The organism is Bifidobacterium sp., assembly GCF_022640935.1.
Lineage (GTDB): Bacteria > Actinomycetota > Actinomycetes > Actinomycetales > Bifidobacteriaceae > Bifidobacterium.
The window spans coordinates 47,578-70,652 of the sequence record NZ_JALCCV010000006.1 but is presented as its reverse complement, the minus strand read 5'-3'; the positions used below and the strand labels follow the sequence as shown (position 1 = coordinate 70,652).

Sequence of the window (23,075 nt, the reverse complement as noted above, 5' to 3'; positions counted from 1 at the left end):
CATCGTTCCGTGGAGACTTCGACGAACGAGTCGCGATGGCCCGTTTGCCGCGCAAAGTCCGGGAGATCAACGACTTCAACGCCACCGACTGGTTTGAGAAGCTCCTACAGAGGACCACTTGGTTCACATGGCCGCCCCTTTATAATAAGGGGCGGCCATTTTCGTTGGTATCAGAGTCGGGCGATCTGCACGCTCGTTTTAGGCGTGTCGGTAGGTGCAGATAGCTGCAGGTGCCCTTGAACGTCCAAGGTACAGGCTTACGCTTTTTTGAGTGACCAGTTCGGTCCGGAATGCATCGTAGCCACGTACCCGCGTTTTTCGGCATCGAGCGCCAGATCCTTGAACTTCTTATAGCCTGAGCCTTTGCAATCGACTTGCTGGGCCACTTGACCCATCGAAACCCACTTTTTACCGTCGCCAAGGACGCGAATAAGGGCACGGAATACTTGTGGAACGGTCGAAGCGTGCTTGCCTACGAACGCAAACGCACCATTAACATCGGTTATCGATGTTTCCCGTTTCACATCCTCCGCAAAGGCGGCCCACGAGGAATAGCCCAGCGTCTTTGCGTCAAGAGGTTGACTGATGCCGGAGTCGAAGATGAGCTCCTCGGGGTCCAAGAACAGGAGCGACGCGGCCGACGATGCGCGTAGCGACGCCCAGCTCCGGCCATCTGCTTGGTCGTTTGCCATCACAATGATGCTTAGCGATGTGCTGAGCACTCTGCCCGATGGGGCGGTGCGGCTCGCAGCGACAGCGCTCTGCCCGAACGCCGCCTTCCGGATGAGAGAATCGGCGTGGGGTATCCAGTTCCACCCGGAAGTGAGTGTTGGATCATTCGCGCATTGGGTCGGGCATAACCAGTCCTTGACTTCCGAGACGCGGACGAGACTCATTGAAGAAGTGCGCTCCGAGCGACCCGCCATCACCGATTTCGCGAAAACGATTGCTCGCCGGTTTAGTGAGAAGGTGCGCGAGACGGCCTGAACGCCAAGACGGCCTGAGCGTCAAGGCAGTCCGAGAGTGCCCACCGCCCGCCGAGGCGTCTGCCCTATCTCAGCGTGAGGATATGGCCATAAGAGCCACGATTGAAACCGGGCGTTTAGCGCCGCGCTCTTGGAAAGTCAATGACCAGACCGAAGCCGAGTCGCTATTCCACTATCGCTATTCCACTATGCCAGCGATGTCGAGATCGTTTAGCGCTGCGGGTGGTGGCCGCACGCGAGCGTGGCAGAAAATATGGATGACATCGCGAACCTGCTCGCGCACGACGGCAACTGGGGCATCACTATCAAAGGCTCTGCCGGCTCCGGCGAACCGGTCGGCCGCATCGAGCGCAAACCGATCGGCCACTACGTCATCGACCCAATTCAGGCTGGTCCAGAGCTCGCAGACCAGTATGGCGAGGCGCTGAAGAATGCGAAGGAACCACATTCGTTTTTGAATGTATCTCACGACCATTCAGGTTATTCCCTATTTCCGCTAAGAACAGATTGGGACGCGGCCCTCGGCTCTCAGGTAAAATTTTAAAAGTCACAGGTGGTTTCGCAATATTGGAAAGAAGGTCCGATCATGTTGCATTGGATATGGGTGCTTATCGTAGGAGCCATCATCGGCGTTATCGCCGGAGCCCTGACCAGCAAGGGTAAGTCGATGGGCTGGATCGCGAATATCGTCGCCGGACTTGTCGGTTCCGCAGTCGGCGAGGCTGTGCTTGGTGACTGGGGCCCACAGCTGGCTGGGATGGCAATTATCCCATCCATCATCGGCGCAGTGATCGTGGTGCTGATCGTCTCGTTCGTCGTGAGCAGGGTCGGCAGCAAGTAGCCCGGTAACCGTATGCGGATGGTCCGCATACGGTGGCATAAAGAATACGTTTGAACAATAGAATGTAGATAGCATTCTGAAAGCCCGCCTGACGTCTGGTCAGGCGGGCTTTCAGATATGTGGCCGGCCAGGGACGCCCTAGGCGCTACGATGATTTCGGGCCATGTGCCATCGGCCGGGCGGCCAGGCCGATGGCAGACAGCGCTATTCGTCCCAACGCAAGTCGAACTACAAGGAGGTGCGGCGGTGGCGAAATCATTCAACCAGCGGTTCTTCAATCAGGACAATGCCTTCTTCCGTTTTATGGGTGTCGGCTTCGACCTCATCGAGCTCAACGTCCTGACGCTGGTCTGCTGCCTGCCGGTTGTGAGCGCCGGCGCCTCGATCACGGCGATGCACGCCGTGCTGTGGCGCATGGTCAGGAACGAGGAAACATATATCGCCCGGCAGTTCTTTGACGCGTTCAGACGCAATTTCAAACAGTCCATGGCAGCTTGGCTGCCCATGCTGGCCATCGGACTCGTCATGGCGGTTGACATCTTGATGCTCGGCTCCCTGCCCGCAAGCCTGCATACAATCATGGTCGTGGTCTTGACTGTGGTCGGTTTGCTCGTCGCAGCCTGTGCGCAGTACCTGTTCGCGCTCATTTCGCGCTACCGCAATCCGCTTGGAATCCAGCTGAAGAACGCAGCGTTGCTGGCTATTGGTTTCTTCCCGCGCACGGTGGGCATGCTGGCCATTCTGGTTGTCTTCGCGTTGCTGTCTGTCAGATACTTCCTCTACGCCATCCCGCTGTTGATCATGTTCGGCGTTTCGCTGCCGCAGTATTGCTGCGCATGGCTGTACGAGCCGATTTTTCGCCGTATCGACCAGCAGCAGGATAGGTGAGGATCCTGGCGCATAGCTGTGTATCCACATGATCGGCATGTGGCTGGGCTGCACAGCTTGCGATGATGCTCCAGCGGTTCCGCGCGCCATATTCATGCCCTTGATGGGCGTTCGATCGAGCCTGCGGAAAGCCCAATGGGCTTTTCTTTTAGCGGCGCGACGTGCAAGTTGACAAACGATTGGACACACCGCTATAGTCAATTTCGTTAGGCAACGAACCGGTTCGATGTAGTTCGGCTTCATTGTTTAGCCAAAGCATATGAGGTCTTTTCCCCGGCTTGGCGATTTCGCCATACAGCGTTGTGTTGATCGGGGCGAAGAGAGAAAGGAATCAGTGAACTCATGAACGCTAGCAATTCTTTGGGCAACCCGACATCGTGGAAGCGCTGGGGAGGTGCCATCCTCTCGGCGGTGATGGCCGTAGGCATGCTTTCGGCATGCGGTTCCGGCTCAGGCTCCTCCGGAGACAAGATCACCATCTTCAATTCGAAGTCCGAGATCCAAAGCCAGATGGAAGATATGGCCAAGCAGTATTCCAAGGAGAAGGGCGTAGACGTCGAAGTCTACATGTCCGCCGATCCGGTCACGACCCATCTGTCGACGAAATACGCTTCCAACGACCCATACACTATCTCCATGGTGGACGCCAAGGACGTCTATACGCTCGCCAAGGATCATGCGATCGACCTGAGCGACCAGCCGTGGGTCAAAGACACCAAATACGCCCTCTCGATCGACGGCAAGACCTACGGGTTCCCTGTCTGCGTCGAAGCGCGCGGCCTGATCTACAACGCCGATGCCATTAAGAAGGTCACCGGCAAGGACTTCAACCCGGATGATTACAAGACCCTCGACGAGTTCAAGAGCCTGATCCAAGAACTCAAGGACGGCGGCATGAAATCGCCCACCGGCGTCATGAAGGAGGATTGGTCGCTCGCCGCCCACTTCCTGCCCCAGGTATACGAGGAGCAGAAGGACCCCGAAGCTTTCATCAAGGATTTGCAGGCCGGCAAAGTCGATCTGACGAGCGATGCCAAATTCAACGCCCTCATGGACACCTTCGACGTGCTCAAGAAGAACAACTACGCGGCCGGCAGCGCCATCTCCGCGGAGCGAGAGGTCACCGAGCAGAACCTGGCCGAAGGCAAGATCGCCTTCATGTTCGGCGGCAACTGGGACTGGTCCGTGCTCAACCAGTACGACTACTCCAAAAACATGGGCATCATGCCGGTGCCGCAGAACACCGACGACGGCAGCAACGACAAGCTCGTGGGCGGAGGCTCCAAGTTCTTCTTCATCGACTCCTCGAAGAACACCTCCGACAAGCAGCGCAAGGAAGCCAAGGCATTCCTCACGTGGCTGGCCGACAGCAAAGAGGGGCAGACCTTCATCACCAAGGACGCCTCGCTCGTCCCCGCGTTCACCAACAACACGCAGCCCGTCGCCGACCCGTTGGGCGTCTCGGTGAAGAAGTACGCCGACGCAGACAAGCTGATCCCGAACTTCAACTTCCTGCCCGACGACCACTACACGAAGCTCGGCGCCGACTTCCAGAAATATCTCGCCAACCAGGAGGATCGCGGCCAGTTCGCCAAGGCGATCGAGACCTACTGGAAGACCGCGAAGCTTTCTGGATCCGGCGAGTGAACCATCTGATTCCAGCGCCTGATGGTGCAGGCAACGGCCGCTTCCGGGCATGCGATGACATATGATCACGCTTCCGGAAGCGCTCCGCGGCCTGCGCATAAGGCATAGAGGGGAATGAACGTATGAAACGCAACAAGCTATCCTATAAAGTGGGCCAGTTCTTCATGTTTGCTGGCCCTGCAGCGGTTCTCTTCGCGCTGGTAGTCGTCGTCCCGTTCGTCTACGGCCTGTATCTGACCTTCACAAAATGGGACGGCATCTCGCCGCAGAAGCCTTTCGTCGGCCTTGATAATTACAAAGCGACCTTCGCAGACTCCGCATACTGGCACTCGCTGATTCTGACCATCATCTATTCGGTGGTCTCCGTTGTCCTGATCAACATCCTTGCTTTCTTCTTGGCGTATTTGGTCACCAGCGGTATCAAAGGTCAAAATTTCTTCCGCGCAGGCTTTTTCATCCCGAATCTCATCGGCGGCATTGTCTTGGGCTATGTGTGGCAGTTCGTGTTCAACCGTGCCTTCGTGGTCATCGGCACCGCGCTGACCAAGGCGGAGAACACTGTGCCATCGTTGCTCTCCACGCCGAACGGCGCGCTGTTCTGCCTGATTCTCGTATCGGTCTGGCAGTATGCGGGCTACATGATGTTGATCTACGTCGCCGGGTTCATGGGCGTCGACCAGAGCCTCAAGGAAGCTGCGCTGATCGATGGCTGCTCGAAGTCCCAGGCCATCCTGCATGTGACGATCCCGCTGATGCGCTCGTCCTTCGTACAGTGCATCTTCCTGAGCACCACGCGCTGCTTCATGGTCTACGACGTCAACCTCTCGCTGACCAATGGCGACCCCTTCAACTCATCCGTTTTGGCAGCCATGCACGTCTACAACCAAGCGTTCGTTTATAAGCAGTACGGCACCGGCCAAGCCGAGGCGCTGGTGCTCTTCGTCATCTGCGCGGCCATCGGCATGGCGCAGGTCTACTTCGGCAAGAAGGGCGAGGTGGAGGCATAATGAGCCACACAACAATGAGCCACGCAGCAGGCGCAGCCGTAGTCACATCCAAGTCGCACGCGAAACTGACCATGCATGAGCGGGTCATCCATGCGGCGACCATATTCGTCCTGACCGTCCTGTTCGTCCTGTTCGTCGCGCCCTTCATCTTGGTAGTCATCAACGTCTTCAAGACGAAAGCCGATATCACCTCAAGTCCGCTGTCGTTGATTGGCAGGCATGGCTTCACGCTGGACAATTTCCCCAACGCAATGGAGAAAATGGACTTCTGGACGGTGTTCGGCAATTCGCTCATCGTTACCATCAGCGCCACCGTGCTCACCGTGCTGCTCTCCGCGATGGCGGCATACGTCATTGTACGCAACCCGACATGGAAGGCCAGCAGCATCTTCTTCGCGGCGCTGGTCGCCTCGATGGTGATCCCCTTCCAGGTCATCATGGTGCCGTTGGTGTCCGTGTACGGTGGCATTTTCGGCGTGCTCAACCACCGGCTCACCCTGATCCTCATGCATGTGGGATTCTCGGTCTCCTTGGCGGTCTTCATGTTCCACGGCGCGATCCGCACGAACATCCCCGCCGAGCTGGAGGAGGCCGCCGAAATCGACGGCGCCACCAAGTGGAAGACCTTCTGGAGCGTTGTCTTCCCGCTGCTCAAGCCGACTGTGGCCACGGTGACTATCATCGACGCGATGGCGTTCTGGAACGACTATCTCCTGCCTTCGCTGGTGCTGGGACCCAAGGAGCTTTACACCATCCCGATCGCCACAAAGGTGTTCTATGGCACCTACTCCACAGACATCGGCCTGGTCATGGCGGCCCTGCTGCTTGCCATGCTGCCGATCCTGATCCTCTACATGTTCCTGCAGCGTTACGTGGTAGCTGGCGTAACGTCTGGAGCGGTAAAGGGCTGAGCCTACGGGCAGCTCAGTGCGCTGCCCGTAGGCTCAGTGAGCGCCCGCTAACCGCTCTCGCGCCCGCTCCCCACACCCTGCCGATCCTCGTGAAGGTCCGTCTGGCCAATGAGGTCAGACGGACCTTCACATATCTTCGCGGCTGCCATGTCAATGCGGATGGCGTTGCGCAACCGGTGACATTGGGCGGCTATATTGGGCATCGTGCGATAAGGCGCTCGGTGATGGATGGCGTCGGTCGTGCCATGCGGGTCGCCGCACCATCCATTCGAGCACGTAGCATGTCCATAGCACTGACGATTCACCGAAGGAAACGAGGAGCCATGAGTAACGCCATCGAAGCAGTAGTATCCGCATCCGCACCAGCTGCCTTGGGAGCATACAGCCAAGCCGTGAAGGCGAACGGATTCGTATTCGTTTCGGGCCAGCTTGGCATTATCCGACTACGGGCGAGCTGGCCGGGCCGGGCGCCGCCGAACAGGCCACGCAGTCGCTGAAGAACATTGCGGCCATCCTGGAGGCTGCCGGCTCGGATGTCAGCCGGGTGGTGCGCGCTACCGTGTACCTCGCGCATGTCGAGGACTTTTCTGCGGTCGATAGGCAGTACGCGCAATGTTTCACCGGTGCCGTCAAGCCGGCCCGCGTCGCCTTCGGCGGCAACGCCATTCCCAAGGGCGCGCTGGTCGAGATCGACGCCATCGCGCTCGCCTGATTCGGCGCGGGGCGCTTAGGCGTTTCCGTTTGGCGTCGCCCGGTTCTTCCCGCCAAGATGTGAAGAACCGTCTTGTTGCGTTTATTCAGCACTTTTTTCGCCTATTAGGCACTTGTGAAAGTATGCTTCCTCTCCGTGGCGACTTTGCCCCCTGCAAGATTCCTGGAATTCCGCCAGTTTCCGGAGTGTGACAGCGCTTGGCGAAACCATGCAAAGGCAGCTTCGTATCGCAATCTGCTTAGTACATGAAACTAGAGTAAGGGCTGCGCGCAGTGCGAGCGTATTCGCACGGTAGGCATGCGTCCGTATGCTTGGGCTATGAATGGCATGCGTATGTTTGTCACCCAGGCTAGGGACGATGACTCCGGATTGCTGCGGCGTATGGAGGGAATCGAAGTACTGGGCGCAGGTGGTTCGGCGGCTGGCATGACGCCGTGGGCGGCGGAAAACCCATCGTCTGCATATGCGGCATCGACGGACACATTGCCCCGAATCGAGGTGGATGCGGCAAAACACCGGCAGCGGATCGACGGCTTCGGCGCGTCGATCACCGAGGCGACTGGCGATCTGTGGGCTCATGCGGTCAACGACCCGGACCAGATGATTCGCGACTTGTTCGATCCGATCGATGGTATCGGACTGTCAATGCTGCGCCAGCCAATCGGGCCTTCCGACCATGTGACACGGCCATACTCGTTTGTGCGCCGATGGCCGGACAAACGGCTGCGCTCGCTGCGCTTCACAGTGGAGGAACAACGGATTCTGCCAATGCTTGAGGCAGCACAGGCTGCGTCGTTACGAGACGTGGAACGGGATGATGGACGACTGGATGCGCGGCGATACGCCAGCCGGACAGCAATACGGGCTGCAGCACGGGCTGCAACGCAAAACGCAGGGCAGCAGCGGCAAGGATTGCGCATCATCGCCTCGCCATGGAGCGCCCCGTGGTGGATGAAAACGAATCTCAGCGTCTTGGGACGGCGACGGGCCTGGCCGCACTGCGTCGGACGCTTGCGCCGGTCGTATTATGATGCCTATGCTCGCTATCTGGCGGCGTTCGTGCGGCTGTATCGCGACCATGGATTCGACGTATTCGGCCTTACGCCGGTCAATGAGCCGGACAATGCGCAGGCGGTCTGGCCATCGATGGCGATGAATCCCGAGGAACAGGCTGCGTTCATCGCTGAATATCTGGCGCCTCGGCTGCAGACCGAGGGCTTGGGCGAGGTCAATATCATGTGCTGGGATCACAATTACTCGACTGAACGGTATCCAGAGGGCGATTTCGTCAAACAATTCTATGCACATGGTGGCGCTCTGCAGGCCACAGCAGGTTCGGCATGGCACTATTACGGCGGCTCCGCGTCAGTGATGAGCAGGATCCACGAGCGCTGGCCGAATAAGGGGATCTGGATGACGGAGGCCTCGGGCGGCGACTGGGGGCCGCGCAACTGGGAGGCTGCATTGCTGGGCATGAGCGGTCGCGTCATCGCGATGCTGCGCAACTGGGCGCAGTGCGTGGTGCTCTGGAACATCGCGCTGGACACGGACGGCGGCCCGGATTACTACTACCTTCGCCATGATCGTCAGCATTCGCGCAATCGTGGGCTGCTCACGATTGACCGAGCGAGCGGCGTGATCACCAAGAATGCGGACTACTATGTGATCGGCCATTTCAGCCGCTTTGTGCCGGTCGGTTCGCGATGCGTGGGCAGCGTTGCCTCGCACGATATTCCCGGAGTGCATCATGTGGCTTTTCTCACGTCTGACGATCATCTGGTGCTCGTGGCCAATAATGAGGATGCGGCTGCGCAGCGGATCGCCATACAGGACGGATGCGAGTTGCGGCCGATCGAGCTGCCGCCCCGCTCGTTGAGCACTGTGGTGTGGGAGCATTGAAGTTTGACGCGTTCCGCAACGCGGCCCGCACTGTTTCTGCAGATACAAAAACGTGTGAGCCGAAAACGTGAGTGAACACCGCTGTCACCGTATTAGCTACACTGATAAGAATGAATCCTGAAGCATTGAGTGCGTTGATTTGCGATATTGCCCATGAACTGGCCGAGGGCCCTGATGCTGGCGCGTTGGATGACGCGATGATCCCGCCGGTCGAGAGGCTGGCCGTGATGCGGCCCAAAGATCGTTCACACGGCGACTGGTCATCGAATATCGCCATGCAACTGGCCAAGAAGGCCGGCATGAGGCCACGTGACCTCGCACAGCTCTTCGCGGTCAAGCTGTCCGATGCCGAGGGCATCGCCTCGGTCGAAGTGGCAGGGCCAGGCTTCATCAACATCACCATCGACTCCGCTTCGGCGGCGGCCGTGGTCGACACGGTTCTCGGGCAGGGCGCGGCGTATGGGCGCAACGATCATCTGGGCGGCAAAACGATGAACCTCGAATTCGTTTCGGCCAATCCGACCGGGCCGATCCATATCGGCGGCGTGCGCTGGGCAGCCACCGGAGACTCCATGGCCAGAGTGCTTGAGGCCAACGGCGCGAAGGTCGTGCGCGAGTATTATTTCAACGACCACGGCGAGCAGATCAATCGCTTCGCCAAGTCGCTGGTAGCCGCCGCGCACGGCGAGGAGACCCCGGCTGACGGGTACAAAGGCGCGTATATCAGGGAAATCGCCGACAAAGTGATCGCCGAAGCCAAAACCGATGGCGTCGATATCTTGAATCTGCAGCGCCTCGACGGCGGCGTGGACAAGGACGGCAACGCATTGGGCGAAGGCGATTCCGAGCAGCGCGAGGAGTTCCGCAGGCGTGCCGTGCCGATGATGTTCGCTGAAATCCAGCAGTCGATGCGTGATTTCCGTGTGCATTTCGATGTGTGGTTCCATGAGAACAGCCTGTATGAGGACGGCGAGGTCGAGAAGGCCTTCGCTGTGCTGCGCGCTAACGGCGATATCTTCGAACGGGACGGGGCGACCTGGTTCGCCTCTACGGAACATGGCGATGACAAGGATCGTGTGATCATCAAATCGGATGGTGACTACGCCTATTTCGCTGCCGATATCGCCTACTACTGGAACAAGCGGCACCGCGCGGTGGACCCGGCCGACGTGGCGATCTACATGCTCGGCGCCGATCATCACGGCTATATCGGCCGCATGATGGCGATGTGCGCGGCCTTCGGCGACACGCCGGGTGAGAACATGCAGATCCTCATCGGCCAGCTGGTCAACGTGATGAAGGACGGCAAGGCCGTGCGCATGTCGAAGCGCGCCGGCAACGTCGTCACCATCGACGATTTGGTCGAGGCCGTCGGCGTGGATGCGGCGCGGTATTCGCTTACACGCACCGATTACAACACGAGCGTGGACATCGACTTGAACTTGCTCGCCTCGCACACCAACGAGAACCCGGTCTACTACGTGCAATACGCCTACGCGCGCAGCTGCAACGTCGCACGCAATGCCGAGACCGCAGGAATCAGCGCAGACCATGCAGACCTGAGCCTTTTGGACACCGAGGCGGATGGCGTGGCGTTGGCGGCGCTCGCGCGGTGGCCCGCTGTGCTCGCGCAGGCGGGCGATCTTCGCGCACCGCATCGCGTGGCGCATTATCTGGAGGATCTCGCGTCCGCCTATCATAAGTGGTATAACCTCGAACGCGTTGTGCCGATGACGCTGACTGTACCCGAAGAGCGCGGGCCGGAGGAGACGCGCGAGGCTTTGCGCATCGCCAAGAATCCCGAACCGGCGCGTGCCGCGGCACGGCTCAAGCTCAACGACGCTGTGCGCACCGTCATCGCATCGGGGCTGGATCTGCTCGGGGTCAGCGCCCCGCAACAGATGTAGGAATTACGCTAAGACCAGTTGCAGTGCCAGCCACCGCAAGCAAGGAGCAAGCATATGGGCGTGACGCCGATTTGGCCTGAGGCCACGGATATCGATGATTCCGGCGAGTTGACCTTCCATGGGCGCACCGCCTCGTCCCTGCTGGGCGAATTCGGTTCGCCGCTCTACGTCATGGACACGGACGAGGTCTCCGCCCGTGCGCGGCGTTTCGTCGCTGCGGCGGCGACGGCCTTCCGCAACACGACGACCCATGTGAGCTACGCGGGCAAAGCCTTCCTGTCCAAGGAGGTCGTGCGCATCGTGGCCGCGGCGGGCATGTTCGTCGACACGTGCTCGCTGGGCGAGATGCGCATCGCGCTCGCCGCCGGGATTCCGGGCCGGCGGCTGGTGCTGCACGGCAACAACAAGTCCGACGAGGAGATAGCGCTCGCCGTCGAGCAGGGCTTCGCAAAAATCGTCGTCGACGAGCCAAGTGAGCCTGCCCGCATCGCGGCCATCGCGCACGCACTCGGCAAACGCGCCAAAGTCATGCTGCGCGTCACGGCCGGCATCCACGCAGGCGGGCACGAGTATATTTCGACTGCGCATGAGGATCAGAAATTCGGCGTGGCGCTGCTGCCAGCCGGCACGCCGACCACGGTGCTCGGCATCCTAGACGATATGATCGCCCTCACGCCCGCTGTGGCCAACGCCCGCATCATGGCGAAGCGGCAGGACGCAGCGGCGAATGCGATTGCGTCGGATATAATCGGCGCAGCCGGGACGGCGGCGGCACCGCAGCCGGCCGAAAGTCATGATGGCGACGAACACCACGCCCGCCGACTGCATTACGACGTGCGCTACCCTTACGATTTGCACGGCAATGAGCTCTCGGACACGGACCGGGCGCTTGCCGCTGCGATGCAGGCGGTGGCGGACGGCCCCGCGCTCGCGGTGCTCGAAACGATCGCCGGGCTGGGCGAAGACCTCGAACTCGTCGGCATCCACTCGCATATCGGCTCGCAGATCCACGATGCCAACGCCTTCATCGAAGCGGCCAAGCGCATGATGCTGCTGCGCAAGACCTTCTACGCCACCAATGCCTACACTCTGCCCGAAGTGGATTTGGGCGGCGGCTACTCCGTGGCCTACACCGACGCGGAAGACGCGATGGACATCGGCGTCGAGCTCGGTAGATTGGCTGCCGCGGTGGGCGCTGCCAACGATGCACTGGGCATGCCCGCGCCGGTTATTTCCTTCGAGCCGGGACGCTACATCGCGGCCCCATCCGGCGTGACGCTCTACCGCGTCGGCGCGATCAAGCATGTCGCCCTGCCGCAGGGTGCGACGGCGCAGGACGGCAGAGCGATCAGCGGCCGGACATACGTCTCGGTCGACGGCGGCATGAGCGACAACATCCGCCCGGCGCTCTACGACGCGAATTACACGGTTCGGCTGGCGAATCGCGCAGGAGCGACTGGGACCATGCTCGCGCGCGTCGTGGGCATGCATTGCGAATCGGGCGACGTCCTCGTGCACGAATGTCAGTTGCCGGCCGATATCGCGCGCGGCGACATCCTCGCCATTCCCGTGACCGGCGCATACGGCCGCACCATGGCCAGCAACTACAACCAGGCGCTGATTCCCGCAGTCGTGGCAGTGGGCGAATCCGGCGCCCATGTGATGATCAGGCGCCAGACCATCGACGATCTGATCTCGCTGGATGTGAGCTGAGACGTTTTAAGTGCAGAGAAAAACACGAAGGGACACTATGACATCGCATAACGAGGCTCCGATCCGCATAGGACTGTTGGGCGCGGGAGCGGTCGGATCGCAGACCGCCCGGCTGCTGATCGAACAGCGCGACGAGCTGTCGGCACGCATCGGTAGGGCTATCGAACTAGTTGGCGTGGCGTGCCTGCATCCCGACAAGGTAAACGTGCCATGGCTCGACAAGGCTCTGCTGACGACCGACACGGCCGGACTGTGCACACGGGCCGACATCGTCGTCGAGCTTATCGGCGGCTTGGAACCTGCGCGCACCTTCGTGCTTACAGCCATCGAGTCCGGGGCGAGCGTGGTGACGGCGAACAAGGCGCTGCTGGCGAAATCCGGTCCCGAGCTCTACCGGGCAGCGGACGAACATGGCGTCGATATCTATTTCGAGGCGGCGGTCGGCGGCGCGATCCCGATTGTGCGGCCCTTGCGCGAATCGCTGGTCGGCGACCGGGTGGGCAGCATGCTGGGCATCGTCAACGGCACGACGAACTACATTCTCGACGAGATGACCACCAAAGGGCTGGACTTCGACGTGGCACTCAAAGACGCGCAATCCAAGGGATATGCCGAAGCCGATCCGACCGGCGACATCGAGGGCGAGGACGCTGCGAACAAGGCCGCTATCATGGCCACGCTCGCCTTCCACACCGCCGTCAGCATCGATGATGTGACCGCCGAAGGCATCACCGCGATCACCGCCGCCGACATCGCCGCCGCCGTGGCCGAGCACAAGGTCGTCAAGCTGTTGGCCGTCGTGGAGAACGACGGGGCCGGGGTTTCGGCGCGCGTCTATCCGGCGCTGATCGACGAAAACCATCCGCTCGCCTCGGTGCATGGCAGCTTCAACGCGGTCTTCGTGCACGCCGAGGCGGCCGATGACTTGATGTTCTACGGCCGCGGAGCCGGAGGAGCGCCTACTGCTTCGGCGGTTGTGGGCGATATCGTCACCGAGGCGCGCCATATCGCGCAAGGCTGCACGGGACCGTCCATCCCGCTGTACAAGGATTTGCCGAAGGCGCCGATCGACGCTTCGAAAGCGGCGTTCGCGGTGCGTTTCCTGATTCATGACAAGCCCGGCGTGCTCGCCGCCATCGCCAAGGAATTCGCCGACCGAGGCGTGTCGATCAACGGCGTGAACCAGGACCTGCAGCCCACGCGCCACGATCCCGGGTATTCGGGTGAATTGCAGCAGCTGCGCATCGTGACCCACCAGTGCGACGAGCTGACCTTGCGGGAAACCGTCACGGCCGTATGCTCCCTTGATTTCGTGACCGGCACGCCGTCGATCCTGCGGGTGCTTGTCTGATGCGGCGCGATGGCGCGGCGCACATTCCGGCGATCGGCGACAGCCCGAACTGCGTCGATGCGAGCCGTGGAAACTCTGACGATTGCGGCGCGAACAAATCTGATGTGGCGAATCTGAGAGGAGCAATGGCGTCATGACCCCCGTATTCCGTCAGGTCCATGTGCGCGTCCCGGCGACCAGCGCCAACCTCGGTTCCGGCTTCGACACGGTCGGGTTGGCGCTTGACTACTACGATGAGCTCGACTTCACGCTGCATGGTGGGCCAGGTTACAGCGGTTGGAATTACAGCGGTTCGGGCCACGGCGGCTCCGCCGAGGCCGCGGAGGACACTGCCAGCGGCGTTGCCGGCATCGATACTTCCGCGCGCGTGATCATCCACGGCGAAGGCGAAGGCACGCTGCCGCGCGACGAAACCCATCTGGTGGTCTCCACATTCCGCCGCGCCTGCCAAGTTTTTGGGCTGGGCCGGCTCGGTTTCACGCTTGAGGCGCATAACCGCATCCCGCAGGCGCGCGGCATGGGGTCCTCCGCCGAGGCGATCGTCGCCGGCATCAGTGCTGCGGCGGCACTGGCGCATGGCGTGAATTTCGACAGGCAGTCGGTATTCGATATGGCCGCGTCGATCGAAGGTCACCCCGACAATGTGGCGCCGGCGGTATTCGGCGGGTTGACGTTCTCGTGGCGCTTTGACGCGGGGGAGGGCATCGGTTCGGTGCCGATCCGCGACGGCGAGCCGCTGCCGGTCGGGTTCCATACCACGATGTACCCGGTCGATGATGCGATCCGCGCAAGCGTGTTCGTGCCCGACTTCGAACAGTCCACCGAGCAGGCGCGTCAGGCGCTGCCGGCGCAAGTGCCATACAAGGATGCGGTATTCAATCTATCTCGCGTTGGGCTGCTGCCTGCTGCGATGGGGCCGCAAAACGGTGGCTGGCGCGGTGGCGAGCCGTACGGCACAGGAACATGTGACAGCGCCAATGCGCTGTTGCTCGCCGCCACGCAGGATCGGCTGCATCAGCCCTATCGCAGGGATCTCATGGCGTCGTCGTGGGAGCTGATCGAAGCCTTGCGAGCGCAAGGCTTCGCTGCGGCGATTTCGGGCGCAGGCCCGTGCGTGCTCGTGCTGCACAGCGGCTCGGCAGCTCAGGCCATTGATCAGGTCGCACGGCCTCAGCTGGAATCCGGCAGCTGGCGGGTGCTGCACCTAGGCATCAACACCACCGGAGTCGAGGTCGAGGCCAAGTAGCGCTGCCCGGTTGCGGATGAACCTCCGCAAGGTCGGCTTAACGCCTCGCATAACGCGGCTAGGCCGGCAGATTCGCGAGCATATGGCTGCGGTTGCCCGGCGATGCGGCTACGGTGGTGTCGGACAAGGTGTGCGGGGATTCTCAAGCGGCTTTGCATGGTTGAGCCCTGTGCGCCCGGACGTCATCGCAAGGGACCGCGTAATTCGTAGGGCTTGTTGTTGTCGGCGGGCTGCCGCCAACCAATGCCGTTGAGGAGGCTTGAAGTTGTCCATACCAGTCGTGCTCGCATCGCAATCGCCGTCGCGCCGCGACGTGCTGTACACCGCAGGCGTATGCCCGATCATCCGCGTCTCGCATGTGGACGAGCCGGCAGCCTTGGAACAGGCCGCGTCGCACTCCGGCGGCGACGTGCGCGACCTGAGCATCGAGCAGCGCGTGATGATACTCGCTGAAGCCAAGGCGCAGGCTGTGTTCCAGGCCTATCGGGATGTCGCAAGCGCGGCTGACGAGGCGAAAGGCGATCAGGTCACCGCCTATCCGTTGCGGGCCGCGGCATCATCGGGCGAGACTGGCAGTGACGCCGATTCTGCAGCGCGTTCGACGCTGACACGCGATTTTTCCGGCGTCACGGCGCCCACCGCCACTGAGCCGATCGCGCAAGTGCCTGCCAATCGTGATGGCATCGCTCATAGCGCGGTCGGCCCGTTGATCATAGGCTGCGATTCGATGTTCCTGCTGGATGGAGAATGCTATGGCAAACCGCACGACGCCGATGCGGCGCAGCGGCGGCTTCGCGCGTTGCGTGGGCGTGATGGCGAATTGTGGACGGGCCATTGCCTCATCGACTTTGCAAGCGGGCGCGCGGCGCGCGGTTCAAGCCATGCCACGGTGCATTTCGGAGACTTTTCCGATGCTGAGATTGAACAGTATGTCGCCACCGGAGAGCCGCTGGAAGTCGCCGGCTCGTTCACCTTGGAGGGTTTCGGATCGGCCTTCATCGAAGGCATCGATGGCGATCCGCACGGAGTAATGGGTGTGAGCCTGCCGCTATTGCGCCATTTGGCTGCGCAGCTGGGCATCGAATGGACCGACCTGTGGAACGTCAGCCGCGGCATTCCGGCCGGCACGAGCAAAAAGGAGGCGGCACAGCCTGTCCCGCCTAAGGAAACCGTGCATCAGCCGGGCGACGGCTGGGTAAGCTGTGCCTGTGGTCGTCGCCATTGGGGCACGAACGGGGCCGCAGGTGTGCTGCTGGCGCGGCGCGACCCGCAGAACGGTGCCGTGACCGACATCGTGATGCAGCATCGTGCCGTGTGGAGCGCCGAAGGCGGCACGTGGGGCATTCCAGGCGGCGCCATCGCCGACGGGGAAAGCCCGATCGAGGGGGCGCTGCGCGAAAGTTTCGAAGAGGCCAATATCACCTCGCAGGACATCGAAGTGGTCGGCTCCTACCGAGAGGAGCACGGCCCGTGGGCCTACACCACTGTGTTCGCCTTCGAAAAGCCGGGCCATCGCGTCATGCCGTGTGCCAATGACGACGAAAGCCTCGAAATCGAATGGGTGCCCTTCGGGCAGGTTCCCGATCATCGTCTCCTGACCGCCCTGCGCACCGATTGGCCCAACTTCGCGGCGCGGCTGCAGAAGCTCGCTGCGACGCATGGCGCTGCGGTGAACCGAGAGCAGTGACCGTGGTCTTCATGTCTGCGCATTGCGCCGAATCAGCCAGGAACGGCATGCGGTATGCGCTCCATGAGTAACTCTGTGGGATGCATGCATCCATGGATGACGGTTGAATCGTTCGTGAAAATGAGGGGTCGCATTGGTGCGGCGCTGAATCATCCCGGTGCCCGATGACGGTGGAGGCCTTGCATACGTAGGCTCGAGGGCATAGGCGCAGCATTGCGAAACCCAGCGTCAGTGGATTCGGCAGCGCTGAATCCACTAACACGACGCGGCAATGCAACGCCGTCCCGGCAGACGGATCCGGGCGCGCTGACGACGCCACAGTACGGGGCGACCAAGGTGGGGCATATCGTTCTCGAAGCGAGGGAGCCATAACGGATTCGGCGAGTCTGCTGGCGTTCTTCGGCGGCATCGCGCTGTGCTACGCGCTGGTCTCCGGCGGCGCATTCGCCTCGAAACGGGTGGCGTCGAGACTTGATCTGCCTGATTGCCGCGCGGATGACTGAGTGAGGTTGGCGGTGGGTTCTTGGCCGAACGGCCCAGCAGATCAGCCAAGAACCGCCGCGACCACGGCTATGACGACGGGGCTGGTGACGGTGGAGACGAGAATCCCGTCACGGGCGAAGCTCAGGCCTACGTTATAGCGCGCCGCATAGTTGTACACGTTCTGCCCGGTCGGCAGCGCTGCGAGCACGACGCAGGCGTAGAGCGTCGCGCCTCGGAACCCCATGACGAAATAGGCGAGCAGGAAGGCGACGGCCGGCATGACGAGGTTCTTCAGTATCGCGACGGCGACGGTCGCATCGCGGTTGCGTCTGTTCTTCATCGGCTGGCTGCCGTAGAGCGACATGCCGAAAGCCATCAGGATCATTGGCACCGCCGAGGCGCCGATCATGTCGATGGGATCGAAGATGAAATTCGGTATGACATACCATCCGGCCTTGGCGCTGATGGCTGAAACCACGATGCCGCCCAGCGAGCCAAGCAGCATCGGCTGATGCAGCGGCTGCCTCGCGATCTCCCTGATGGATATCTCGCCTTTGGTCGTCGCATCGAGCACGGTAAGCCCGATCGGCGTGAACACAGCCTGCTGCATGACAAGAATCGGGGCGACCAGCGCCGGATTGCCGAGAATATACGTGGCGACCGGCAGGCCGATGTTGTTGGAATTAAGGTAGAGCGAATTGAGCGCGCCGATGGTCGACTCTGCGGCGTTCAAATGGAAGAATATCCGATTGAGCACAAGGAACGCGACGCCGACCGCCAAAGCGCTGAAGAAGGCGACGATGATCGAGGGATGGAAGATCTCCGCCAACGGCTCCTTCGAGAGGATCGCGAACATCAGGCACGGGCTCGAGATAAAGAAGCTGAAACGATTGAGCACCAGCTGGGCGCTCGCCCCGCCGATCTGCATGCGGGCGGCGACGTAGCCGACTGCGATCACGAAGCCGATGACGCAGAATCCTTGCATGGCGCTGAGCAAACCCATGGCGCTTCCCTTCTCTACGTATGGCATCCAGTGTGCCATGGCGCGCCGTCATTGGCACGGCGCAGTCCATGTCGTGGGCACCGCTCCGGGTGCAACGGGCTGATACCATGTCAGGCATGACGAATGCGCAGCAGATAATAGCCCCGGTGGATTGCGACGCGGCTCCCGAAGAGTCGCTCAGCCGTATTTTCGAACAGATCATGGGAGTGTATTCCGTCAGCGATGACGAAGGACCGCTGTCGGATGCGGTCGAGAGGTTCCTGCGTTCGCTGGGCCATATGCGAGTCCGCCGCCACGGCGACACCGTCATCGCCGATGACATTGCCGGGCGCGGCCAGCATGTGGTGCTCGCCGGCCATCTCGACACCGTGCCGGTGGCGGGCAACTTCCCGCCGCGTTGGCTCGAACCGGGCGATCCGCTCATCCGCGCGGATATGGCCGCGCAGCATCCCGGCGAACGCGTGATGTGGGGACGCGGTGCCACGGATATGAAAGCCTCGGATGCGGTGCTGCTCTATCTGGCGGCCGCTCTGCGCGATCCGAAATACGATCTGACCTATATCTTCTATGACCACGAGGAGGTCTCGGCCGAGAAGAACGGCCTGCGCCGGCTCCTCGACGCCCATCGCGACTGGGTGGATGGCGATTTCGCGATCATAGCCGAGCCGACCAGCTGCGGTATCGAGGGCGGCTGCAACGGCACGATCCGCTTCGATGTTGTCGCGCACGGCGTCGCCGCACATTCGGCCCGCGCATGGCTGGGCGACAACGCGATCCACAAGGCCGCCGAGATACTGAGGCGACTGCAGGCCTACGAGCCGCAGGATGTGCCTGTGGATGGGCTGACCTACCGCGAGGGCATCAACGCGACGCTGATTTCGGGAGGCACCGGCACGAACGTCATCCCGGACGAATGCCGTGTGCATGTGAACTACCGCTTTGCGCCCGACAAAACGATTGCGCAGGCCAAGGCGCTAGTGATGGGGGAGGATTGCGCTGCGAAACTGGGCAATGGCGACCACGAAGCAACTGGCGGCATGTTCGCCGGATTCGGCATCGAGATGCACGACGAATCGCCCAGCGCCAGACCCGGCATGGAATCGCCGCTGGCGCAATCGCTGGCCGCCCTGGTCAAGAAACGCACCGGCCGCGATCCGCAAGCCAAACTCGGCTGGACGGATGTGGCCCGTTTCACGCAGCTGGGCATCCCGGCCGTGAATCTTGGCGCCGGCAGCGCCCTGCTGGCCCACAAACGCGACGAACAAGTGGCCTTGGGCGATTTGACCTTGCTGGCGGGCATTCTCAGAGAGTGGCTTACACTCTGAGTTCCTCATTCCGTAATTATCCCGTGAAATTTTGGTTTCAACATTTTCTGGGGTTGTACTGTTTCGGGTTGGCTTAGCGTATGCCGAATAACCAATTCACAGGAAATCGTTGCACCCGTATCACGTCATTTTCGCTCCCTTTCCTATGTTCATCGTCCTTTTTCGGCTCAAGCCATAGCTCGTGCTGAGCGAAAGTGTCCCGGCTGCCGCATTTTTTGTGCCATACTGGTCAATGGCGGTTCTGCAAGCCGCCGAAGCCTGTGATGGTGTTGATCCCCTCGTGTGAGGACTGCGAGCGCCGGTGTCCGCCATCAACCAGCTATGACTTTTGACGATGTGTTTCGTGCGGGATGGCCACGGTGAGAGCGTGGTGTGAGAACCGCTGAAGCCTTAAGAAAGGCGGCGCGTTGCAGCGTGGCGCCGAGGAGCATTGTGCCCAGAGCAAATCGCACGGGCGTCGAGCAGGTCGACGACCCCAATCAGATCATATCCAATAATTCCAAGAGTTCCGCCGGTTCCGAAGCTTCGGCTCCGGCTGAGACGAATATGGCGCAAACCGCGGTGCGCCGGCGCCGTGGCGGTCGCCGCGTCGTGCGCGGCACGGGCGCGGCCGGCGCGCCGGTTGCGCTGAAAGTCGAGGAGCGCAAGACGCCGGACGGCGAAGCTTCTGCGCCTGCGCAATCCGACGATCAATCTTCAGATACCGACAGCGCTGCAACAGCAAAGCCGCGCCGCACTCGCGCAGCTCATGCGACGGCTCGCAGCACGCGCAGCCGTCGGCGCAGCCAGGCCAAGGACGATGGCGCGTCAGCGCAGAACCGGTCAGCTGCGGCTTCAGCCTCTGATGCAGACGGTGAATCCGCTGGTTCCGCCGAAAACGCCAAGTCTGCCGAATCCAGCGAGGAGCGCAGGGAGCCGCGCAGTCCGCACACGCGCAGGGCGGCAGGTCATGCGGATAGGCGTTCGAACGCTGGCGGGGATCGCGTTGCCGATCTGGTCGAATCGTTGCCGGAAGGCCATGAAAGCCATCACAATCCGCGCCCGATGGCTTCGCTGCTGTTCCAGGAGCCGGTGCTGCCGTCTTCCGGTGAGGACTCCGAGCCCCAGAACCGTCAAGAAGAGTCCAACGACGAATCGGAAGAGCCGCATGTCATCCGGCGCATGCGTTCGCGGCGTGGTCTCATACGCGAGAACGAGTCACAAGATGAGGCGTTGGACGCTGACGACGAGCAGGACGGGCGAGGCGCACGGGTCGTTACCGTTCGCCGTCGGCGTAAGAATCAGAATGATTCGCATGATTCCGACGACGAATCGGAGAGCCGCAGTCGCAGCCATTCGCGCCGGCTGAATGCCCAGGAACGGCGCGCCGCCGGCGAAGTAGGCCAAATCGAGGATGATCTCGAATACGACAATATTTCGTATATGCCGATTGACAATGACGAGGCCGGCGGATCGCAGACCCGCTCGCGTCGCAGGCGCCGTTCCCGCGGCGATCGTGAGGATGACAGGCACGACGAGCGCGACGACAACCCGCGTTCGGATCGCAGTCGCGACGACCGCAGGGACGATCGTGACCGTGACCGTGACCATGATCGCGACGACGATCATGAGCGCGGCCGCAGGGACGATCGTGACGAGGACGAATCGAACGAACGCACGCAGGTCCGCCGCCGTCGGCGCAGGGGAGAGGACGACACGGACGGCGAAGGCGCGATGATAACCCGCCGTCGCCGTCGCCGTCGTGGTCAGCGGGACTCCGATAACGGCGACGAGCCGGGTTCGCGCCGTTCGCGCAAGCAGCAGTACATCGACGAGATCACCGACGTGGAGGGTTCCACCCGGCTGGAGGCTAAGAAACAGCGCCGGCGCGACAACCGCCGCGAGCGCAGCCGTCAGGACCAGCTCGTGGAGCAGGATTTCCTGGCGCGCCGCGAAAACGTCGAACGTCTCATGGTCGTGCGCGAGCGTGAGCATCACACGCAGATCTCCGTGATCGAAGACAATGTGCTCGTCGAGCATTACGTCTCCGACATCCAAGAGGTCGCCACCGTCGGCAACATCTACCTTGGCCGCGTGCAGAACGTGCTGCCGAGCATGGAGGCCGCATTCGTCGACATCGGTCAGGCGCGCAACGGCGTGCTCTACGCCGGTGAGGTGAATTGGGACTCGACGCGGCTTGAAGGCCAGCCCCGCCGCATCGAGCTGGCGTATCGCTCCGGCGATCCGGTGCTCGTGCAGGTCACCAAGGACCCGATCGGGCACAAGGGCGCGCGGCTGACCTCGCAGGTCACGCTCGCCGGCCGCTTCCTCGTGCTCGTGCCTTCCGGCGGCATGACGGGCGTGAGCCGCAAGCTGTCCGAGCGTGAGCGCAGTCGGCTCAAGTCCATCGTTTCGAAGATCGCGCCGAAGGATATGGGCGTGATCATCCGCACCGCGGCCGAAGGCGCTTCCGAGGAGGCGCTTACCAAGGATCTGCAGAATCTGACCCGCCAATGGGAGCGGGTGAACGCCAAGCGCGAGGAATTCCTTCATGGCAAACGGCCCAAACTGCTGCAGGGCGAGCCTGATGTGGCCATCCGCGTCGTGCGCGACATCTTCAACGATGACTTCTCCAAGCTCATCGTCGAAGGCGGCCGTGTCTACGATCGTATCGCGGAATACCTCGACACGATGGCGCCTGATCTCAAAGACAAGCTTGAACGCTGGGATCCTGCCGAGCACGAGGGCAAGGACGTGTTCGACAAGTGGCAGATCGACAGCCAGCTGCGCAAGGGCATGGAACGTCAGGTCTATCTGCCTTCCGGGGGCTCGATCGTGATCGACCGCACCGAAGCCATGACCACGGTCGATGTGAACACCGGCCGATTCATCGGCAAGGGCAAATCGCTTGAAGAGACTGTGACCCGCTGCAATCTCGAAGCCTCCGAGGAGATTGCGCGGCAATTGCGCCTGCGCGACATCGGCGGCATGATCATGATCGATTACGTCGATATGGTGATGCCCGCGAACCGCGATCTGGTGCTGCGCCGGTTGGTGGAGTGCTTGGCCCGCGACCGCACGAAGCACCAAGTCGCCGAGGTCACGTCGCTGGGCCTCGTGCAGATGACTCGCAAACGCATCGGCCAAGGCCTGGTCGAGGCGTTCTCCGAAGAGTGCCCGACCTGCAAGGGCCGCGGCTTCATTCTGCATGACGAGCCGACGGTGTCTTCCGACTATGCCGACCCGTATGCGATGAAGGGCGGTGACCCGTTCATCAAGACGAACAAGCACGGCCACGGCGCGCCCGAGGTGCAGGCGCCGAAAGGTTCAAGCGCCGATGTCAAGGCGAAGCTCGCACAGATCGCGGCGGCGGCGCTCGCGGCGAACGGGCCCGAGGACGACGGCGGCGACGAATAGCGGCGGCGGCCGAACCGCCGCGACCGGGGTGATTTGACGCCGGTAGGCGGGTCGGTGTATGTTAGATAGCTGG

Annotated in this window: 17 protein-coding genes and 1 pseudogene; 16 read left to right on the top strand and 2 right to left on the bottom strand. The window is 61.6% G+C overall.

Annotation, left to right across the window (positions count from 1 at the left end; genetic code table 11):
- Positions 1 to 257 precede the first annotated feature (257 nt).
- A complete protein-coding gene (locus tag LKG04_RS03160) occupies positions 258 to 692 on the bottom strand; it encodes a hypothetical protein (RefSeq protein ID WP_291761803.1) in 435 nt (144 codons plus the stop codon).
- A 4-nt stretch (positions 693 to 696) separates the two neighbouring features.
- On the opposite strand from LKG04_RS03160, the gene LKG04_RS03155 reads away from it, so the two are divergent.
- From LKG04_RS03155 to LKG04_RS03090, 14 genes and pseudogenes are all read left to right on the top strand, one after another.
- Positions 697 to 987, top strand: coding sequence for a hypothetical protein (locus LKG04_RS03155; RefSeq protein ID WP_291761801.1), 291 nt, complete (start codon positions 697 to 699; stop codon positions 985 to 987).
- A gap of 252 nt (positions 988 to 1,239) precedes the next feature.
- Positions 1,240 to 1,530: a hypothetical protein gene (locus LKG04_RS03150; RefSeq protein WP_291761799.1), complete on the top strand. Its 291-nt coding sequence runs from the start codon at positions 1,240 to 1,242 to the stop codon at positions 1,528 to 1,530.
- Between the two features lie 42 nt (positions 1,531 to 1,572).
- Complete coding sequence (locus tag LKG04_RS03145) at positions 1,573 to 1,827, top strand: GlsB/YeaQ/YmgE family stress response membrane protein (protein WP_434734858.1); 255 nt, start codon at positions 1,573 to 1,575, stop codon at positions 1,825 to 1,827.
- A gap of 246 nt (positions 1,828 to 2,073) precedes the next feature.
- Entirely contained in the window at positions 2,074 to 2,715 is a 642-nt protein-coding gene (locus tag LKG04_RS03140) for a YesL family protein (protein WP_291761797.1), read from the top strand.
- Positions 2,716 to 3,057: 342 nt separating this feature from the next.
- On the top strand, positions 3,058 to 4,362 hold the full coding sequence (locus LKG04_RS03135; RefSeq protein WP_291761795.1) for an ABC transporter substrate-binding protein: 1,305 nt from the start codon (positions 3,058 to 3,060) through the stop codon (positions 4,360 to 4,362).
- A 122-nt stretch (positions 4,363 to 4,484) separates the two neighbouring features.
- Positions 4,485 to 5,369 (top strand): carbohydrate ABC transporter permease, encoded by an 885-nt coding sequence (locus tag LKG04_RS03130; RefSeq protein ID WP_291761793.1) that lies wholly within the window; start codon positions 4,485 to 4,487, stop codon positions 5,367 to 5,369.
- Positions 5,369 to 6,280: a carbohydrate ABC transporter permease gene (locus LKG04_RS03125; protein WP_291761791.1), complete on the top strand. Its 912-nt coding sequence runs from the start codon at positions 5,369 to 5,371 to the stop codon at positions 6,278 to 6,280. Before LKG04_RS03130 ends, LKG04_RS03125 begins: the two co-directional genes overlap by 1 nt.
- 323 nt (positions 6,281 to 6,603) lie before the next feature.
- Positions 6,604 to 6,992 (top strand): annotated as a pseudogene (locus LKG04_RS03120) (Rid family detoxifying hydrolase).
- A gap of 333 nt (positions 6,993 to 7,325) precedes the next feature.
- Positions 7,326 to 8,891, top strand: coding sequence for a glycoside hydrolase family 30 protein (locus LKG04_RS03115; RefSeq protein WP_291763237.1), 1,566 nt, complete (start codon positions 7,326 to 7,328; stop codon positions 8,889 to 8,891).
- Positions 8,892 to 9,001: 110 nt separating this feature from the next.
- A complete protein-coding gene (gene argS, locus LKG04_RS03110; RefSeq protein ID WP_291761787.1) occupies positions 9,002 to 10,798 on the top strand; it encodes an arginine--tRNA ligase in 1,797 nt (598 codons plus the stop codon).
- Positions 10,799 to 10,852: 54 nt separating this feature from the next.
- On the top strand, positions 10,853 to 12,511 hold the full coding sequence (locus LKG04_RS03105; RefSeq protein ID WP_291761785.1) for a diaminopimelate decarboxylase family protein: 1,659 nt from the start codon (positions 10,853 to 10,855) through the stop codon (positions 12,509 to 12,511).
- A gap of 37 nt (positions 12,512 to 12,548) precedes the next feature.
- Positions 12,549 to 13,862 carry a homoserine dehydrogenase gene (locus tag LKG04_RS03100; protein ID WP_291761784.1) on the top strand — a complete coding sequence of 438 codons (1,314 nt, stop codon included), beginning with the start codon at positions 12,549 to 12,551 and terminating at the stop codon, positions 13,860 to 13,862.
- Between the two features lie 133 nt (positions 13,863 to 13,995).
- Positions 13,996 to 15,108, top strand: a complete 1,113-nt coding sequence (locus tag LKG04_RS03095; RefSeq protein WP_291761782.1) for a homoserine kinase — start codon at positions 13,996 to 13,998, stop codon at positions 15,106 to 15,108.
- 265 nt (positions 15,109 to 15,373) lie between these two features.
- Positions 15,374 to 16,795 (top strand): Maf family protein, encoded by a 1,422-nt coding sequence (locus LKG04_RS03090; protein ID WP_291761813.1) that lies wholly within the window; start codon positions 15,374 to 15,376, stop codon positions 16,793 to 16,795.
- Between the two features lie 544 nt (positions 16,796 to 17,339).
- On the opposite strand, the gene LKG04_RS03085 is transcribed toward LKG04_RS03090, so the two are convergent.
- Positions 17,340 to 18,281 (bottom strand): AEC family transporter, encoded by a 942-nt coding sequence (locus LKG04_RS03085; protein ID WP_291761811.1) that lies wholly within the window; start codon positions 18,279 to 18,281, stop codon positions 17,340 to 17,342.
- Between the two features lie 116 nt (positions 18,282 to 18,397).
- Between LKG04_RS03085 and dapE the strand changes: the two genes are divergently transcribed.
- Positions 18,398 to 19,606: a succinyl-diaminopimelate desuccinylase gene (gene dapE, locus LKG04_RS03080; protein ID WP_291761780.1), complete on the top strand. Its 1,209-nt coding sequence runs from the start codon at positions 18,398 to 18,400 to the stop codon at positions 19,604 to 19,606.
- Between the two features lie 546 nt (positions 19,607 to 20,152).
- Positions 20,153 to 23,002: an Rne/Rng family ribonuclease gene (locus LKG04_RS03075; protein ID WP_434734861.1), complete on the top strand. Its 2,850-nt coding sequence runs from the start codon at positions 20,153 to 20,155 to the stop codon at positions 23,000 to 23,002.
- Positions 23,003 to 23,075: the final 73 nt, after the last annotated feature.

Bases quoted from the DNA above. Each gene is read 5' to 3' on its own strand.
- LKG04_RS03075 (WP_434734861.1), top strand. From the start codon at position 20,153: ATGGCGCAAACCGCGGTGCGCCGGCGCCGTGGCGGTCGCCGCGTCGTG.
- LKG04_RS03125 (WP_291761791.1), top strand. From the start codon at position 5,369: ATGAGCCACACAACAATGAGCCACGCAGCAGGCGCAGCCGTAGTCACA.
- argS (WP_291761787.1), top strand. From the start codon at position 9,002: ATGAATCCTGAAGCATTGAGTGCGTTGATTTGCGATATTGCCCATGAA.
- dapE (WP_291761780.1), top strand. From the start codon at position 18,398: ATGACGAATGCGCAGCAGATAATAGCCCCGGTGGATTGCGACGCGGCT.
- LKG04_RS03100 (WP_291761784.1), top strand. From the start codon at position 12,549: ATGACATCGCATAACGAGGCTCCGATCCGCATAGGACTGTTGGGCGCG.
- LKG04_RS03155 (WP_291761801.1), top strand. From the start codon at position 697: ATGATGCTTAGCGATGTGCTGAGCACTCTGCCCGATGGGGCGGTGCGG.
- LKG04_RS03135 (WP_291761795.1), top strand. From the start codon at position 3,058: ATGAACGCTAGCAATTCTTTGGGCAACCCGACATCGTGGAAGCGCTGG.
- LKG04_RS03115 (WP_291763237.1), top strand. From the start codon at position 7,326: ATGTTTGTCACCCAGGCTAGGGACGATGACTCCGGATTGCTGCGGCGT.
- LKG04_RS03150 (WP_291761799.1), top strand. From the start codon at position 1,240: ATGGATGACATCGCGAACCTGCTCGCGCACGACGGCAACTGGGGCATC.
- LKG04_RS03130 (WP_291761793.1), top strand. From the start codon at position 4,485: ATGAAACGCAACAAGCTATCCTATAAAGTGGGCCAGTTCTTCATGTTT.
- LKG04_RS03160 (WP_291761803.1), bottom strand. From the start codon at position 692: ATGGCAAACGACCAAGCAGATGGCCGGAGCTGGGCGTCGCTACGCGCA.
- LKG04_RS03095 (WP_291761782.1), top strand. From the start codon at position 13,996: ATGACCCCCGTATTCCGTCAGGTCCATGTGCGCGTCCCGGCGACCAGC.
- LKG04_RS03085 (WP_291761811.1), bottom strand. From the start codon at position 18,281: ATGGGTTTGCTCAGCGCCATGCAAGGATTCTGCGTCATCGGCTTCGTG.
- LKG04_RS03105 (WP_291761785.1), top strand. From the start codon at position 10,853: ATGGGCGTGACGCCGATTTGGCCTGAGGCCACGGATATCGATGATTCC.
- LKG04_RS03145 (WP_434734858.1), top strand. From the start codon at position 1,573: ATGTTGCATTGGATATGGGTGCTTATCGTAGGAGCCATCATCGGCGTT.